At 48.6% G+C, this 17,988-nt stretch carries 17 protein-coding genes; 2 read left to right on the top strand and 15 right to left on the bottom strand.

The window, feature by feature from the left end; genetic code table 11:
• Positions 1–16: 16 nt before the first annotated feature.
• The 5 genes from BK127_RS18820 to BK127_RS43765 form a co-directional block, all read right to left on the bottom strand.
• Positions 17–1,144, bottom strand: a complete 1,128-nt coding sequence (locus BK127_RS18820) for a mandelate racemase/muconate lactonizing enzyme family protein (protein WP_083689407.1) — start codon at positions 1,142–1,144, stop codon at positions 17–19.
• A gap of 4 nt (positions 1,145–1,148) precedes the next feature.
• The gene (locus BK127_RS18815) at positions 1,149–1,910 is read right to left on the bottom strand and encodes an SDR family NAD(P)-dependent oxidoreductase (RefSeq protein WP_076233048.1); all 762 of its coding nucleotides are present in this window, start codon (positions 1,908–1,910) and stop codon (positions 1,149–1,151) included.
• A gap of 368 nt (positions 1,911–2,278) precedes the next feature.
• Positions 2,279–2,968, bottom strand: a complete 690-nt coding sequence (locus BK127_RS18810) for an MgtC/SapB family protein (protein ID WP_076233047.1) — start codon at positions 2,966–2,968, stop codon at positions 2,279–2,281.
• Between the two features lie 188 nt (positions 2,969–3,156).
• Positions 3,157–4,269, bottom strand: coding sequence for a slipin family protein (locus BK127_RS18805; protein ID WP_076233046.1), 1,113 nt, complete (start codon positions 4,267–4,269; stop codon positions 3,157–3,159).
• Between the two features lie 135 nt (positions 4,270–4,404).
• Entirely contained in the window at positions 4,405–4,596 is a 192-nt protein-coding gene (locus BK127_RS43765) for a hypothetical protein (protein WP_179097532.1), read from the bottom strand.
• A gap of 304 nt (positions 4,597–4,900) precedes the next feature.
• On the opposite strand from BK127_RS43765, the gene BK127_RS18795 reads away from it, so the two are divergent.
• The gene (locus BK127_RS18795; RefSeq protein ID WP_076233044.1) at positions 4,901–6,220 is read left to right on the top strand and encodes a helix-turn-helix transcriptional regulator; all 1,320 of its coding nucleotides are present in this window, start codon (positions 4,901–4,903) and stop codon (positions 6,218–6,220) included.
• Positions 6,201–7,010 carry a WYL domain-containing protein gene (locus BK127_RS18790; protein ID WP_305954307.1) on the top strand — a complete coding sequence of 270 codons (810 nt, stop codon included), beginning with the start codon at positions 6,201–6,203 and terminating at the stop codon, positions 7,008–7,010. The genes BK127_RS18795 and BK127_RS18790 overlap by 20 nt, the downstream gene beginning before the upstream one ends.
• A gap of 51 nt (positions 7,011–7,061) precedes the next feature.
• Here the strand turns inward: BK127_RS18790 and codA are convergent, their stop codons facing one another.
• The 10 genes from codA to BK127_RS18740 all read right to left on the bottom strand — a co-directional run bounded on the left by codA (position 7,062) and on the right by BK127_RS18740 (position 17,910).
• Positions 7,062–8,321: a cytosine deaminase gene (gene codA / locus BK127_RS18785; RefSeq protein ID WP_076233043.1), complete on the bottom strand. Its 1,260-nt coding sequence runs from the start codon at positions 8,319–8,321 to the stop codon at positions 7,062–7,064.
• Between the two features lie 38 nt (positions 8,322–8,359).
• Positions 8,360–9,163: an ABC transporter permease gene (locus tag BK127_RS18780; protein ID WP_256711377.1), complete on the bottom strand. Its 804-nt coding sequence runs from the start codon at positions 9,161–9,163 to the stop codon at positions 8,360–8,362.
• A 138-nt stretch (positions 9,164–9,301) separates the two neighbouring features.
• Positions 9,302–10,639 (bottom strand): FAD-binding oxidoreductase, encoded by a 1,338-nt coding sequence (locus BK127_RS18775; protein WP_076233041.1) that lies wholly within the window; start codon positions 10,637–10,639, stop codon positions 9,302–9,304.
• A gap of 23 nt (positions 10,640–10,662) precedes the next feature.
• Positions 10,663–11,451: an ABC transporter ATP-binding protein gene (locus BK127_RS18770; protein ID WP_076233219.1), complete on the bottom strand. Its 789-nt coding sequence runs from the start codon at positions 11,449–11,451 to the stop codon at positions 10,663–10,665.
• 41 nt (positions 11,452–11,492) lie between these two features.
• Positions 11,493–12,305, bottom strand: a complete 813-nt coding sequence (locus tag BK127_RS18765; RefSeq protein WP_076233040.1) for a creatininase family protein — start codon at positions 12,303–12,305, stop codon at positions 11,493–11,495.
• A gap of 30 nt (positions 12,306–12,335) precedes the next feature.
• Entirely contained in the window at positions 12,336–13,049 is a 714-nt protein-coding gene (locus BK127_RS18760) for an NAD(P)H-dependent oxidoreductase (RefSeq protein WP_076233039.1), read from the bottom strand.
• Between the two features lie 7 nt (positions 13,050–13,056).
• A complete protein-coding gene (locus BK127_RS18755) occupies positions 13,057–14,424 on the bottom strand; it encodes an amidohydrolase family protein (RefSeq protein ID WP_256711365.1) in 1,368 nt (455 codons plus the stop codon).
• Between the two features lie 58 nt (positions 14,425–14,482).
• Positions 14,483–15,580, bottom strand: a complete 1,098-nt coding sequence (locus BK127_RS18750) for an ABC transporter substrate-binding protein (protein WP_256711364.1) — start codon at positions 15,578–15,580, stop codon at positions 14,483–14,485.
• A gap of 186 nt (positions 15,581–15,766) precedes the next feature.
• Positions 15,767–17,710 (bottom strand): methyl-accepting chemotaxis protein, encoded by a 1,944-nt coding sequence (locus tag BK127_RS18745; RefSeq protein WP_144026499.1) that lies wholly within the window; start codon positions 17,708–17,710, stop codon positions 15,767–15,769.
• A complete protein-coding gene (locus BK127_RS18740) occupies positions 17,680–17,910 on the bottom strand; it encodes a hypothetical protein (protein WP_076233036.1) in 231 nt (76 codons plus the stop codon). Before BK127_RS18740 ends, BK127_RS18745 begins: the two co-directional genes overlap by 31 nt.
• Positions 17,911–17,988: the final 78 nt, after the last annotated feature.

Here is a 17,988-nt window from a genome sequence, read left to right as displayed (position 1 = left end):
AGCTGCCGTCAATCGCTTAACAGAACCGATATTTGCGGACTGCTTCTTCATCTACCTCCACACCCAGACCCGGCCCCTCGATAGGCAGCACCCAGCCGTCCTGCTGAACAATCGGATTATAAACGAGCTCGTGCTGCATGGAGCTGGGAAGCGGCTTAAGCTCCATGATTATGCAATGGGGCGAAGAAATCGAGAGATGAACACTGGCGGCAGTTGTTAAGGCCGTGCTCCAGGCATGGGTATTGAATTTGATCTTGGCATCGGCTACAAGGGTAAGCACCTTAAGAAATCCGGTAATACCATCGGACCGCGCAGGATCAATACCGACAATATCGATCAAGCCCGTCCGGATCAGGCGGGAATAGGCTTCCACCGTCGATTCACGCTCTCCCGAAGCCAGCAGACAGCCCGTTGCCTGCTTGAGCCGGGCAAAATCAGCAAGCTGATTCGGCTCAAAGGGCTCCTCGATCCAGTCGATTCCATATTCGGCAAACTGCTTCGTCATTCGGATCGCGTGTGCAACATCCCATTTGACCTTATGCCCAATATCGACCATAAATCCAACCTTGGGACCGATTGCGCAACGGACTGCCTTGACGAATGCCATATCGTATTCTTCGGTTAAACCCAGCTTGGCGGTTCCTTTTTTCCCAAAGCCTACCTTGACCGATTGATAGCCTTCATCGATGTAACCCTTGATCTCATCGGCATTTTTTTGATGCTCGAAATATTTGACATGAATGCTGGCATTCGCATGAAGCTTATTCAGCATTTTGCCGCCAAACAGCTTGTAAAGCGGCTGCTGTAAAGCCTTGCCTTTGATATCCCACAAGGCCATGTCGATAGCGCTGATAGCAAAGGATGCAATTCCGCCATCTCCACCATACCACCATACATGCTCCTTCATCACCTGCCAGTGCAGTTCGGTATCCAGTGGGTCCTTGCCGATCACAAGCGCCGTCAAACCACCATCAATTAAAGCTGCCGCCGCCTTAACGGCTTCCGGCCACATCGCTATCCCTTCCCCCCAGCCCACAAGCCCGCTGTCCGTTTCAATTCGGACGAGCATCGTATAACGCGTGCTGTTATCATCATTCGGCTCGATATAACGCATGCCCATCGGCTCAACCTTCATGATTTTCATAGCATCACCTCATGTATAAGCCACCATTGATATCCAAGGTAGCTCCTGTAATGTGACTGGCTGATGCATCACTTAAAAATAATATGCTTTGCACCACATCCGCTATTTCACCGAGTCGGCCATCCGGTGTTTTGGAAATCATGCCTGCAACACCCTGCGGTGTAAAATCAGCAATCATATCCGTCTTGAACGGCCCTGGAGAAACGGCATTCACACTAATTCCATAGCGGGAATACAGAGCAGCAAATGACTTGGTCAAAGCCACTACTCCGGCCTTGGAGGCTCCATACGGCGGGCTGACCAGCGTTCCACCGTTATACGCACTGATCGAGCTGACATTAACAATACGTCCATAACCCCGCTTTTTCATATACTCCGCGGCAGCCTGGCAGGCAAAAAAGGTTCCTTTTACATTTACGTCCATCATTAAATCCCATAGCTCATTGTCTACATCGGCTGCCGCTACCGTAGAGCATACTCCTGCGGCATTGATCAGTACATCGATTCTCTGCGCCTCACGTTCAATCATCTGCAGCCATTCCTTCAGTCGGGCCGTGTCTCTGACATCAACAGAGGAAACATCGAAGCTGTCGTGTTTGTAGGTCTGCGACAGCGTTTCCCTGGCTTGTATCAAATTGGCATCATTCATTCCACAGCTGTACACCTTGGCACCACTTTGAATGAAACTTTCAGTTAAAGCGTATCCTAATCCACTTGTCCCCCCCGTAATGACAACAACCTGCTTTTCAAAATTCCATGTGATCATCGGCACTGCCCTCCTTTGGATTATCGCAGTCAGTCTCTTAACGAGTAGCTCACCAGCAAGGACTTACATCGAATACGACAAAAGTCTAAAGTATGCGCTTACAAATAAGGTTTCAAGGCAACGAATGGAATCATTAAGACTTATCTTGAGGTATTGACCACGCAGGCGGTCAGCATAGCTTGAGGTAAGATAGCAGCAAAGTTGGAACCGACAAAAGCAGCCTTTTTGCGAATATCATCGTTTGGAAACTGTTAACAGTTTACTATAAATAAATTATAAACGACCCTCTTCCGTTCGGCAAGAGGATCAATTGTGTTGCTGGGCGATAGAAACGGAAATGTTTACCTTTCAAAAAAAGGGACAGACGCTTATAACGTTTCAACCTCTACAGTTTCTATATAAGGCAAGCTTTTCATTTCATAATAGACCTCCGAGGCAAATTTCTTTTCAACAAGAAGAATAAAATTCAATTCCTGCTGCTCGGCGCTCAATTCTTTGATATGAATATTGTTCATCTTATAGTGCTTCGCAATAATCAGCTTGATAATACTGGTCAAATCACCTTCGTGCTGTACAACAAGCTTGATACGAAGCTCTTTTAAGGTCAAATTTTTGGGCCCTATTTTTTTGATAAAAAACGGAACGGCCACAACGCTCGCCAGGATGAGCAGCATGCCAAATATGGCCTCAATATAAAAACCGGCCCCAACAGCTATCCCCAAGCCGCTGGCTCCCCAAATCATGGCTGCAGTCGTCAAGCCTACGATGACATCATTTGATTTTCGAAGAATAACACCCGCTCCCAGGAAACCGATTCCGCTCACGACCTGAGCAGCCAAACGCATCGGGTCCATAACGTGAAGCCCGGCTATCGCATATTTGTTCGCTGATTCAATAGAAACAATCGTTAACAAGCAGCTGCTTAGACAAATAACCAACGAGGTCTTCAAGCCCAATGGCTTGTTGCGAATCTCCCGTTCTACGCCAATAACCATACCCAAAATAGCCGATATGCCCAGCTTCATTAAAATTTCAAGCTCAAACCAACCAATTTCCATCATACATCCACCCTCTAATCACGATCACCGTTCTGGTGAATATTATCGCCTGCCAAACGGAATTGCTCTATTATAGCAAATAAAACCTGACATTGAATAGTCAGAAACAATTAGATGAATAAGTGGCTGCATGACTCATTTCGCTGGACAATAAAAAACCACAAAACGACCATCTCTCGTCTTGTGGTTTATTGCTTGGATTCCTTTATGCTGAGCAAGGAGTTCAACTGCTCCAGTAAATTACCACCGCCCGTGAGTGAAATCGTCCCGATTTTCTCACAGATTTTTTCCAGAAACTCCAGCTCCTTCAGACGATACAGCGTCTGGTTCTCATCCATCAGCTTGGCTGTATTGAGCAGGCTGCGCGTTGAGGCCGTTTCTTCACGGCGAGTAATAATATTAGCCTGCGCCTTCTTCTCAGCCAACAGGACCGTATTGAGAATATCCTTGATATCGCCAGGCAAAATAATATCCTTCAGCCCTGCTGACAGAAACTGCACCCCATAATCTTCACTTCTCCGGTTCAGAGCAGAGAGTACGAAGATGGCGATTTCCTGCTTCATTTTCAACAAATCATCCAGCTTCAGCGTACCTACATATTCGCGCAAGATCAGTTGCAGCAATATATAAATCTGGTCCTCGAACGATTTGATCTCAAGCGACTTCAGCGGGTTTACAATTTTATACTGGCAAACAAAGTTCAGACGAAGTGTGACCTTGTCCTCTGTCATAATTTCCTGACCGGTCATATCCAGCTGCTGCTGCCGCAAGTCCAATGTTTTACCTGCAACGTGAACAGGACCCTTCCAAAAGTAATACTTGCCGGGACGCAGCTCCCTTTGCATCACATGATTGTAATACAGCACGCCTGCCTCATGACCTGCAACTTCAATCGTCTGGTAATACCCGGTCAGCTTAGGCAAAATCGAACGCTCTACCGCAGCATCCATCTCCGGCTCCCGGGTATCGATACGCACACAGGTATGGCGCTTCAGCACATTCCAGAACACATACAAGCCAGCCGTCAACAGCGAGACAAACTTGCCATCCTCATAATGCAGCACATATTCATAATCCTGAACGTCTATGATGGTCAGCTCCTTAAGCAGCTGCTCATCCTGAATGAACAGTTGAATATCCTTGTTGGGCACATAAAAACGCTTTGCCACATCCATGATGATAATGGTATCCTCGGAAAATGGACCAAATCGGTACGTTCCCGGCTGCAGATGCTTGATGTAATTGCCCTGGCGAAACAGCAAGCCCCGCTCACCAGCTTGAATGATAACTTTTTTAAACATAGGACATCCTCCTTAGCCTTCTTTGAATTTGACCTCTTAACAGGAAGCCTCCTGAAGCGAGTGCGGAGTCTGGCTTAAGAATCGGGTACATCAGCTTTCAGTCTGCAGTCTCGATGAAATGCCACAGGTTTAACTTCAACCCGTAAGCCGTTTAACTTCGTCCACAGTCCGATCCGCGATTCGCCCGCTTCGGTATCCACCGACTACAGAGCCTGCCTGCAGTGTAAGCACAAGTGCCCACTGAAGCTTCCTGTCCAAGGCCTTGTTCTGCTTTTTCAATATCGCTCGATTAAAAGTCGAGTGCTCTACCACTGAGCTAATTGCCATCCAGGCAATAAGGGATTCGAACCCTTGACACATCGGAGATTGACACCGGTATAAACGTTACAGCATACCTGCACTCATAGTGTGCGGGCACTGCGGGATGCTCGACATCCCTGCCTGGGTAAGTCACCCGTGCATCAACCTGTCTTATCATCGCTCATTTTGAGGTGCAGGAACATGGTGAAAGTATTACGACTCGCTACAAACTTTCCATTTTCTTCATTTCCTTCTGCTGTTACAATAGCAGTGCGGTTCCATAACGGTATTTCTGCATGAAAGAGAGAACAACCAGAATTGAGGGATTCACATGGCCAAGGAAAGCTTCGATAAAGAAATCCAGTTTTTACGTATGCTTGTCCTGACTGGCGGCGCATACAGTCGACAGCAATTTGCCGATCGACTTGGCATTTCTGTTCATACCTTTGACAAAACGATCAAACGATTAAAAGAAATTGTCGGCTCGATCTATCGCCAGCTGCCTGAGGACCAGGGAAAAGAACTCGCCGATATGATCCGCTACAGCTATTTGGATTCCACGGACCCCATGCTGCTGTTTCTATTTCGCGCCAAATCGCTTAAAGAAACCGAATCCAAGCGGATTTCTCTGCTGTTGGCCACCCTTCATAAGAAGTCGCTGACCGCCATGGAGCTGCTGGATGCCTGCTGCAGTGCAATGCCCTCCGAGCTTGCTTTGCCCGATGAAAAAACAGTCCGCTCCGATCTCAAATATCTCGAAGAGGTTGGCGTAATCGCCAAAGAACCAGGACCGCGCCCGTATCGTTACCGCATTAACCATGATCTGGTCCGGGATTTATCGCAGGATGAGCTGCTGGATCTGTATGATTTTGTAAATGTTATGGCCAATACTCAGCTTCCTTCGGTACAAGGCTACCTGCTGCGGGACAGTCTGAAGAAGAGTCTCCAGTACAACCAGTCGGAGAAGCTGCTATTGGAGCCTTTTCTGTATAAATATCATTACTACTCCCGCATTTTGGATGAGGCTCATTTGTTTGTGCTGATCGATGCTATCCGCAGCCGCCGTAAAGTGCAATTTTTATATTTTTCGCCAAAAAACCCACAAAGCTATGCTTCGCAAAATACGAACCCATTGTTCGAACGCGAAGCGGAAGGCCATCAGGAGCTGACGCTTCCCTTAAAAGTGGTGTACGATCATCAATACGGGCGCTGGTACCTGCTGTCTCATCATGCACGGCATGGTATCAGAAAATATCGAATCGAGGGAATGACGCAGATTGTCGAGGGGGAGTCTGTTACCGAGGCATTTTTTGAAAGTAAAAAGCTGGAACTGGAGCATAAAATTCAACACAGCTGGTTAATCGATACCGGTCATCCGGTTACAGTTCGTGTGCGATTTTTCAATCCGGTTCATTTGCGGACGAATTTCGTCAAGGAACGTGTGCTGCTGCAAGGACAGTGGGGACTCATTACCGAAGAGGACAAGGAATCATTTATATATGAAATAACCGTCAACGGGACGCAGGAGATCAAGCCATGGCTGCGAAGCTTCGGTTCCAGCTGCGAAGTTCTGGAGCCGAAGCGGTTCCGACAAGAGCTGATAGCCGAATGGAAGGAGATACAGTCTTACTATGAACCTGAATCTGTTTGAAAAGATTTTTAACTATCAGATTATTTCCCGCCTGGAGGATTCAGGCACCTTCATGATCACCTCCCATGAGCGCAGCTGGCTGAAAACCATGCTACAGCATCCCGCAGCGGAGGAAGCGTTCACGGCAGCAACACTTGGAAAGCTGCAGCAGCTCCTCGAACCAGAGAGCATGATGGACATAACAGAGGCTTTCATGGAAAAAGCCCGCAGCACAGAGCGGCAGGTTTACCACGCTTACCTGCGCCCCTTGCGTCGGGCGATTATGAATCAGCAAGGAATTTGCATCAGCTATCAAGTGAAAGGCGGACGGACCAAACTCGATGAACTCGGGTTTCCTTATAAGCTGGAATATTCTATGGTCAAAAAGGAATGGTATCTGCTCTGGTACCATCAGAGGCGCGCAACTCTGATGAGCACACGTCTGCACAAAATCTTGGCTGTAGCCGAAGAAGCTCTGCCTGATCCTGAGGTCGCGCAGTATGGAGCATCCATTCACGCCGCTCTTGAGCAGCATAAAGCAAGCACATCCATTCAGGTGCTGCGGGAATATAACCGCGAGCTGTCACGCATCCTGTATGCCTTTTCCTGCTTTGAAAAGGAGGTCGATTATGACGCCGAACTAGACTTGTATACGATTCAGGTGACCTTTGCGAAGAATGAAACCGATTATATGCTGTCCAAGCTTCGCTTTCTTGGCAAACGTGTCCGCATCGTCGGGGATCCGGCCCTCCAGCAGCGAATGTACGAAACTACTGTGAAGGCTTTGGATCGTTATGCGGACAATGAATGATAACGAATGCGAGGATGAGTTTGTTAGATTCTTATCGTCTGTAGGCGGAGCTCACTCATCCAGACAATCGAACAAGCTGCTCACAGCAGGAACCGTCTCGGCAACGATACGGCCCTGACTGATAACATAACGACAAGCCGGCTGCTTGTTCACAAGCTCCATTGCATCACGAGCCTCTAATACAACAAAATTTGCCGGTTTGCCGACCTCTATGCCGTATTGATCCTCTATCTGCAAAGTCTTCGCCGCACGAACCGTCACCATCCGTACAAGCTCGGCTACTTCTTCCCGACCCGTCATGTGCGCTAGATGGGCGGCCATATGGGCAGCCTGCAGCATATTGCCGGTACCAAACGGATAAAAGAGCGTTTGAATATCATCATGCGCCACACTCACATTCACTCCCGCCTGCCACATCTCCTTGATCCGGGCAATGCCGCGTCCCTTCGGGAAGCTGTCGAACCTGCCCTGCATCGCACTGTTAATAAGCGGACAGCATACCACATTGATTCCAGAGCGGGACAGCAGGCCGAGCAGCTTTTGAAAATAGGCCTCTCCATAATAAGCCGTTGCATTGCAATGACTTACCGTTACCCGTTCGCGCAATCCCGTTTGAATGGCCAAATGGGCAGCGGTTTCAATAAACGTTGAATGTCCATCATCAATTTCATCGCAAAAGATGTGGACAAAACGCCCGTGTTTCTCGGCAAGCCGGAAACAAACCTCCAGCGAAGCAATTCCTTCCTCCCGCGTATGCTCAAAATGCGGTATCGCACCGACTCCATCCGCGCCCAGCTGAAGCGCTTCTTCAAGCCGCTGCTCATTATCAGGGCAGGCGCGAATGCCATCCTGCGGAAAAGCCATAACCTGAAGGTTAACATAAGGCTTCACCCGCTCACGAAGCTCCAGGAGCGCTCGGAGAGCGACCAGCTGCGGATCGGAAATATCCGCCTGTGTGCGTATATGCAGAATACCGCCGACGATATACATCCGCAGCACCTTCTCAGCTCGCCGCAGCACATCCTCAATGGAAAGGCTCTGCTTCCGCTGCTGCCACAGCCTGATGCCTTCAAACAAAGTGCCGCTCTCATTCCAGGAAGGCTCACCAGCTGTGAGCACCGTATCCAGATGAATATGCGATTCAACAAAAGGAGGCAGCGCCAGATAGCCGCTGCCTTCCACTTCGCGCGTCCCGCTATGAGCAGGTATCGCGCCGATCAGCGTTATGGTTCCATCCCGCAGGCCGATATCGACCAGCGGCGAGTCTTGTTTACCTTGCAAACGCACATTTCGAAATATGAGATCGAACATCGGAATCACCTTCTTTATATGTTAACAAACTATTCCTATCAGCTTTCACGGCTCATTTCCGATTCATGCCATGAGCTTAATACCCATTTGGAGAAAGCGTTGACCAAGAGGAAAAATCCAATACCCAGCACCGATGCAGATAGGCCGCAGGCGAATAAATAGGCTGTTTTGAGACGGGCAGCTGCGTTCGTAATCGCGTAGCCAAGACCACCCTTATCCCCGCCGATTCCGGCAATGTACTCACCGACGATTGCACCGATGACACAAAGCGTACAGGAAATCTTGAGACCGGCTATGATGTAAGGCAGAGCAGCCGGAATACGCAGCTTCCACATCGTCTGGAACGGGTTGGCATTGTATAAATAAAACAGATTGCTCATATTGTGATCCGTAGCATTCAATCCGATTAATGTGTTGGATAACATCGGGAAAAATCCGATCAAAAAAGCGATAATGACGATTGCATTCATCCCCGCGTCAAACCAAATAACGATCAGTGGAGCGACGGCAACAATCGGAATCGTCTGCAATATAATTGCGTAGGGATAGACGCTTTTCTCTATCAGCTTCGAGCTGGCCAGCAGAATCGCTCCAAGGACACCAAGCACCACACTCAGCACAAAGCCCACGATCGCTTCGATTGCCGTAGTAGAGACGGACACCCACAAATCTCCCTTGCTCAACCAGGCGGCACTTACGATATCCGATGGTTTGGGCACCAGATAGACGGGCAGATTGAGCAGGCCCACAATCAGCTGCCAGCCTCCGATAAACACAATGAATGCAATTAGTGGAGGCAGTATGCGCTTGACAAAACCGAGGCGCATGAATCGATCTTCCATTCTGTACGTCCAGGCCGCACGTTCACGCTCCGGGAATATCTCATCCTCAAACATCATTGAATACACCTTATCCATTGCCATAGCAGCCAGTCTCCTTTCGATTGGACTTGTATTCCCAATGATCGCATTGGATTATATCTACATCTCGCAGATGATTTTTCCGGGATTAAGCAGTCCTTGCGGATCATTCTGACGTTTTCTGCGCTGCATACTGCCGACTTCACCGCGCCCCCCGTTTTCCAATACCCAGGTATGGGGATCGAAAATTTTCACACCAATCGACTCACAATAATGAATAATCTCGTACAGCCGCTCCTCGCTTTTGTAAAAAACGAGCGGAAGGCAGGTAGGTGTGATCGCCCCCGAATTGCGCATCCATTCAAAATGAAACAGAACCTCATCACCGAACTGCTGCTTGATCATTCGCATTTGTTCCAAATAAGATGACAATTGAAAGCCCGCCTGCAAATAGGTCAATGTTGAATCGGATTTCATTCCCCACAAGGTCGTATGGTTCCATGTAAAATCAGAGACCCCAATCGTTCGCCGGTATTTATCCGCTTCAATGACATGTCCGATATGCCCGTCATAGCTTTGTGCAAGCGTGTCTACCTTCGACAGCATCGCTTCGGCGATTTCAACCATAACAGCCGCCATATCTGGCTTGATCACTTTGGCAAACGGAGTAAAATACGAAGGAATCGGCCATTCCATCGGACTGATCAATCGTTTCTGGATCGTTTCATCCGCTGCCAGCGCCTCTCCAAAACGCATCGATTGCTCAAAGGAAGGAAACTGGACAATGAGCTGTGTCCATGCGGTACGCGGTGCCAGCGGAATTGTGACCTCCGTCATGATGCCTGTCGTACCATAATTGTGAATGTAATCGAACAGGTCGCGCCCCTTCACTACTAATCGCTGTGGCACTTCTTCCATTGTATAGATGACAGCCTCCAGCACATTGCCATCCCATAGATTGCCATAGGTTATTGAACCAATACCGCCCGATCCACCACTCACAAAGCCGCCTACTGTTGCTTTTACGTAAGTGCTTGGGTAAATACGAATTTCCTGACCCGCTTCCCGCGCTGTTTTCTCAATCGTGCCCAGCTTAACCCCGCACTGCAAGCGGGCATAACCTTCACCGATTTCGATAATTTGATCCATCCGGCTCAGGTCAAGCACAATACCGCCCTGCAGTGGAACCGCCTGACCGTAATTCCCCGTTCCTGCTCCGCGAACCGTTACAGGAATTTTAAATGAATAGGCAAAAGCGAGCACAGCGGCAACTTCGGTTTCATTGCGCACAAGCGCCACACCATCGGCTGCCTTGATGTCTTTGAGCTGACGATCAAGCACAGGCGAATACCAGTAATAATCCTTGGACAGCTTGGCCCGGATCTCCGGATCAAATACCATTACGTCCTTGCCAAGCAGCTCAAGAATGTCATGCTCCCAGCTTAAATCAGCAGCCATAAGTTTATGCTCACTCCTTCGATTTAATGATGTAAAGCTGCAGATACGTCACGAACAAGCTGTCCGAATTGTGCAGAGGTCCGGTATGTCTCATCCCTTGGAAAAGGGACCGGAATTTCGATCTTTGCCGATATTTTACCGGGGCGTGCTGTCATCACAACCACGCTGGTGGACAGAAACACCGATTCGAACACATTATGCGTGACGAACAATACGGTCATTTTCTTGTCCTGCTGCCAAATATTAAGCAGCTCGGTTTGAAGCGTTTGTCTGGTGATTTCATCCAAAGCGCCAAAAGGCTCATCCATCAGCAGCAGCTTCGGCCTGGAGATTAACGCCCGTGCAATCGAGACCCGCATTTTCATCCCGCCGGACAGCTGTCTCGGCAGCACCTTCATATAGTCCTTCAGTCCAACCAGCTCCAGAACCCGCTCGGCTTCCTCCTGCTGCACCTTTCTGCTGATCCCGCCGCGCAGCTCCAGAGGAAGCTTCACATTCGCCTCCACCGTCGACCACGGCAGCAGGGTATGATCCTGAAACACAAATGAGGTATGACTCTGCTTGCGCGCTTCCTTCGGAGTAGTACCGAAAATATCAAGTTTCCCCCCACTTGGTCCGCTAAGACCCGTTATGATTTTGAATATGGTTGATTTGCCACAGCCCGAGGGCCCAACAAAGCACAGGAATTCACCTTCACGTATGGACAGGTTGACATCCTGTAAAGCAACGGTTCCGTTCGGATATATTTTGGATAAATTTTCCATATTAACAAAACTATCTGTAGGTTGATTGGCTGCGAACGCTCCATTCATAGCTGCTGTTCCCAGCAGGGTAGGCTCTATTGCCATTCGCTTCATCCCCGATCTTGGATTGATTGCATATCGAAATGATAAATGTCCATTAAACCTGCTGCGATATCGAGCCCATATTGACCAATCATCGCTTGACCCTTTTCCATCGTAGCTGCCGAAGCATCACCGGAAATGCCGGTACCGGATAAATCGTCCATAACCCAGGCAAAGGCCCGATTGCGAAATTGTAAAAACCGCGACTCCGGAAAATGGGGGATTTCAGTAGGCGCGAGCTCCATATGCACCCAATTCGATTTGGCCGCAATGACAACGGATGTTTCTACATCTCCCGCATGAATACCAACCTGCTTTTCCTTCGCTGTAATCCATGCATCCGCAGAGCCCAGACCGCCTGGGTCCAAACGAAAGACCGCCATGCCGGTTTCGATCCGGATGTCACGGGCCATCATATTCAACAAATCCGTGTTGCCACCATGTGTATTCACAAGTACCAGCTTCGTAAATGCACTGCGATGCAGGCTTTTTGCGATATCCATCACAACCGCCATCAGCGTAGTCGCCGATAATGAGATCGTTCCGGGATGGCCCAGATGCTCCGTGCTTTTACCGTAAGGCATCACTGGAAGCAGCCATATGTTGGCATCATCGGGCAGCTGCTCGAAAGCCTCGGTCAGCAAGGTTTCGGAAATCAGCGTGTCTGTATATATGGGCATATGCGGTCCATGCTGCTCAATCGCTGCAATGGGCAGTACAATTAATGCATCGTGCTTGGCAAGTTCAGCAACCTCAAGCTTACTTAAACGCGGGAAAAAGCATTGATCCCACGCTTTACCTACATAACGTCCTGCTGTCAAGCTTAAGCACCTCCGCTAAATTTGTATGATTTATAACAACTTCCGCTCCCTATAGAGCTGAAGGGCAGCAGCCACTCGGGCAACACGCTCACCAAGCCTCGCTGCCATAACCAATTCACGCTGATCAGGCGACAACGAGCTGTCAGGACCTGCCAAGGTCGATGCCCCATAAGGTGAACAGCCAATCGGATCAGCCGTGAGGTACTCAGGATTCTCCGTATACGGCAGGCCGACAAATATCATGCCAAAATGGAACAGTGGAACCATGGAAGTCAGAATGGTCGCCTCATGACCCGTATGAATCGAAGCGGTGCTGTTGAATATTCCTGTCGGTTTGCCTTCCAGCGAACCATCGATACAGAGCTCTCCGGCAAATTCAAGGAACAGCTTGACCTGTGCCGGCATCGATCCATAATAGGTTGGAAATCCCCACAATATCCCGTCTGCCCAGCGCAGATCGTCGTTCGTCGCGAATGGTATTTCCTTTTGCAGCTCAAGCGAAGCTTCGTATTTGGCATAACGGTCTGTCAGGCGGAAGCGTCCGGATAATTCCTTCACCGTCTCATCTGACTCAGGCAATTCCTTGTCGAGCGTGATCGTACGGTTACGGGGTGAAGCCATTTCAGGGATACGAACAATACGAACGTCATTTCCTGACTCTCTGCCCGCTCCCTCCGCGACCGACTGCGCCATTTGAAAAACGTGACCAAAAGCGCTGTAATAGACGACGAGCACGTTAGCCATAGCAGGATTAACCCCCTTCAAGCGGCTTACGGAATGAAACCATTTCGCTCGCCTGCTCCCAGTAATTAGATAAAGCCGTATCCTGCCAGCTCGCTTTACTTGCCGCCATTCGCAGCCACTTCCCTTGGTTATAAACCCAGCGTCGGTCGGGAAGCAGGGTGAATAGCTCTTCCGGCGATTCACAGTCCAGAATAACGAAGCTGGCACTAACCCCAGGCCGAACCCCATAATCCTCAAGATCAAGCACAGCTGCCGGAACATCCGTTATCATTCGCAGCAATGTACGAAGATCAGCAGAGCTTCCCATATGGGCTGCATAGGACCCGATCAGAGCAATCTGCACCAAATCCCCGCGTCCAAACGGATGGAAGGGATCATGGATATTGTCCGAAGCCACCGCTATCTTCATACCGGCATCCCAGATTTGCTTCAAACGTGTAACGCCACGTCGGACCGGAAAGCTGTCATGCCTTCCCTGCAGATATAAATTCACAGCTGGTAAAGAAACAGCTTTTAATCCCGACTCTGCCATCCGTTCAATGAGCGGCAAAGCATCCTCGTCAGTCATCGAAGCCAGTGCACACAGATGATCCACCGTAACACGTCCGGCATAACCGTATTCCTGCGTCCGAAGCGCGATGTGCTCTACCGTTCGCATCAAAGGATTGTCAGTTTCATCCGAATGGAGATCGATCGGCAGGTTGTATTTCTCTGCAAGACCAAAAATCCGGTCGATATCCTCCTTCGGTGTTTGGGATAGATGCGGCGCCCCGCCGATCCCATCTACACCCATGCGAAGCGCTTCTTCCACAACCTCGACGTCTGCTGAATTCATATTGTAAGGCAGCATCGGAAACAGCTGCAGCTTCACGTAGGGTGCCAATAATTGTCTGGCTTCCAGCGCCGCTTCAATCGTACGGAGTGCCACCTCTCGGGAAGCCCTCATATTAAAATCAAGATGTGTGCGTATGTGAGTAGTGCCAAACGACAAGGCCTGCAAAGAAGATCGCATCATTCTCGACTGAATTTCGAATTTACTAAAACCCCGAGATGCCAAGGAATAATTGCGGACAGCCTCCTCAAGCGTACCGGTAACATTGCCGACTGTAGTTAAGGAAAATGATTTATCCAAGTGCATATGGGAATCCACGAAGCCCGGAAGCAGCAGCTTACCCTCCAGGTCAATCTGACAAATAGCCGATGTATCCGTAGTGGCGCCAGGGCTCCAATGCTCCAGCGAAGTGAAATCCGGTTGAACGGCATTGGCTTCCTGTATCTGGATGCGAGTCCATTTGCCATTACGAACCGACACCTGAAACAGGCAGGCTTCGTCTTCCATAGGCAATCTCACATTCAATAATTCCAAATTTTCCAATGTAGCCAATGCCGCCACCATCCCTATCATCATTTGTTTGAACTGTATGACCTTAAGCTTATTTCTTGGGCAAAAATTGTGTTGTAAACACTTTGCTTAAATCTTCTGCTTTCTTCAGAACGCCTACATCCATCAGTTGCTTCTGCACTTCAGCCCAACGCTCCTGAGTCATAATCCCGGTGCCTTTGGTTACCGCATCACCGCCATAAACAAAATCCATTTCTTTTTGTGCACTGTATTTCATCATGTCCAGACCCATGTCCGGATTCTTTTCCTTAATCATAGGATGAATTTCATCGGAGTGATCCTTGTAATAATCCCAGCCTTTAACTGTCGCTTCGACAAAAGCTTTAACCTGGTCCGGATGCTCTGCAACCATTTTCTCCGTCGTAAAGTACACACCTGCATAAATGTTATAGCCTGAATCCGCATTTAACAGCGTACCGAACTCAATATTTTGCTGTTGGAGCGTGAATGGCTCGGAGGTTAGATAGCCTTGAGTAACCGAGTTTTTATCATTGACAAAGTTGACTAATTGTCCGGTATATTTCATCTCCTGCGCCGTATCCAGCTTATATTTTTTCTTCATGTACTGCCAGAAGTTCGCAGTAGCAGCTACATAAACCTTATGTCCATTCAGATCGCTAAAGTCCTTAATTCCCGAGTCCTTGTGAAAAATCAAAGCCTGTGGACTCTTCTGCATGGATGTCGCTATCGCGATGATCGGAATGCCTTCCTGTCTCGCTACCAAAATATCATCACCGTTCGCCATCCCGAACTGCGCCTTACCGGATGCCACGATCTGTGTGGCAGATACCGAAGGCCCTCCAGGAGTTAGCGTCATATCAAAGCCTGCATCCTTGTAATAGCCTTTGGCCAATGCCGCAAAATTGCCACCGTGCTCAGGCTCTGCAAACCAGTTAAGAATGAGACTTGCCGGTACAAGTGCCTTAGGCGCTGTCGCTTCTGCCGGTTTGGCTGCTGCTGGCTCCGCAGGCTTGGCAGCCATAGTGTCAGCAGGCTTGGGTGTTGCAGCTGTCTCGGGCGGCTTCGCGCTTCCGCAGGCTGATAAAGCACCGGCCAACAGGACCAGACAGAGCGACGTAACCACATTGCGTTTCCCCAAAAACATGGCAGTACGATTGAATAATTTCATTCTTAACTTCCCCCCTATTTTGGATGAACCCACTGCAAATCTGCTGATTGCATGAACAAAATATAATCCGGCGTAATGTATAAGTCAATATATATAACATTTAATTGTGTAATTCAACAAAATATCGAGCGTTTTTCGTTAGTTGGCCTATTTATATGTTATATAAACTAACATTAATAATTTTTATTATTCGATTCTGAATTGCACTAATGACTGAAACAACTCTTCAGACAGCACATTCAAAGCTTCAGACGACATCGCCACTTCCTTGGTCGTACCTACCTGTTTTTCCATAGACACTTTTACATGATGAGCATGGGAGACCGCCTTGCGGGAAACACCGACACTATCCTCCATAGAAGCCGACACCTCTTCCGTACTGGCAGATATTTGCTCGGAAGCTGCAGACACCTCCTGAATCTGACTGGCTACCTGCTCCACGGACTTCAATATTCGATCAAACACAACACTAACCTGATCCAGCAGCATACTGCCTTTATCCACCTCTTTAATTTCAACACCAATCTTATCCACTGTCTCCTTGGCACTATGCTGAACCCGGGTAATCAACGAAGCTATTTGCTTGACGGATTCGTCCGATTGCTCAGCCAGCTTCCTAACCTCCTCAGCCACAACATGAAATCCACGCCCATGCTCACCGGCACGCGCCGCTTCAATTGAAGCATTCAACGCCAGCAGCTTGGTCTGATTCGATATCTCCTTAATAACAATAAGAATCCGGTCAATTCGAATCGACAATTCATGCAGCTGCGAGATCGTGACCGCCGTTTCACTAACCTTGGTTTTGATTGAGGCCATTTGAACAACGGCTTGCTCCAGATCAACAGCCCCTCTACGTGCATCCTGAGCCGCATCACCAGCTGCATTCGCCACAACCGAAGAGGTTTCAGCAATTCTCTGAACACCGAGAGATACTTCATTCATGGCCGACGCAGTATCCTGGGAGCTCCGCATCTGCAGCTCCGATCCAACAGCCACCTCCTGCATAATATCCGTAATAACTCTGGAGCTGCCCGCCGTTTCCTGAACACTGATCCGCAAATGACCTGCAGATTCATAAGCCTTTTCCGCCACCTGCCTGCTGCGTCCCACCACATCCTGAAAGGAATCCGCTAGCAGGTTATAGGCAGAAATGACATTACTAAATTCATCTCTCGTCCCTAAGCTTACTCTCACCGTCAAATCCCCCTGGACAAGCTGCTGTGTAGCCCGATCCAGCTGAACGATCGCATTTTTGACCGAGAAATAAAAGCCTGCGAACAAATAAATGACCAGCACCAAAATGAACAGCAGCAGCAGAGCGACAAGCAAACCGTTAACTTGATAATCGCGGATTCGCTCGCCAAAGCGCTCCGCCATCAGATTTAGCTGGCTGTCGTGCAGATCAAGAAGCGCTTTTTTGGCAATTTGACTGGTAGACGCTACCTCATCAGCCGAGGTTACAATAACACCGGCATTTACGAGTTTATCGTCCAGCAATTCCGTAACTACCTTGGTGGAAGCTGCGTTTTTTGCCTGCAAATCCCGTAAAGCCATTTCGAACCGCGGATTTTGTTTAATAACCAACTCGGCAGATTGATTCATCTCAGATAATACCGCATCCAACTCAACCGTCAGACGAATAAGATCCTCTCGCTCTTTCACATTTTTAATCGATCCTCGCATGGCAATCTCGGTACCCATTAGCTCTATCTTTTCAAGATAGGTCCAATAGCCCGGAAATACATTAACGACAGCATTCATCAAATAATACGTATCCATTTCCGAATCGAGAATGAGACCCGAATTGTTTTTCACTTCATCCATTTGCTTCAAAATCATTTGCTCAAGCTCAACATGCCGAACCTCATAAAAAGCTCTACTCGTGGAACCACCCTCAGCCTTGATTATCTCCCACTGCTTCACCAAATTGGACCATGAATCAGGATCCATCAACCCGCTTTGAGATGCGGACATTTCTTTAATAAGATCATTTATAATCCGATCGATCCTGCCACCAATCTCCTTGACATCACCTCTGACAGCAACTCCCTCAGATCCCCCATCCAAACTCCACCCATACTGCTCCATTGCCACAATCATTTCCCCAAGGCTACGCTGATAAACCAACCCCGAGCCTCCAGCTCTGTATTACGAACATCCTTATTCATGTTGTAAAACATCTGAAATGTGAGCACCATAATCGGAATCACAAACACGAGTCCGATCAGCACAAATTTTCGAGCGTAACGCAGCCTGTTCATCAACCACATTGAAGGCTTAAACAAACGATCCAACCAGTAACCTCCGCTTGCAGCAGCTATCTTCATCACCTACCCACCTCTACCTTCGACATATTTTCGACTGACTAGCGATAGATACACGGAACCCGATAAACCGGATGTTTT

The sequence above is a fragment of the Paenibacillus sp. FSL H7-0331 genome, assembly GCF_001956045.1.
The sequence above is the reverse complement of the archived record's forward strand: the minus strand, read 5'-3'. Positions and strand labels throughout refer to the sequence as shown.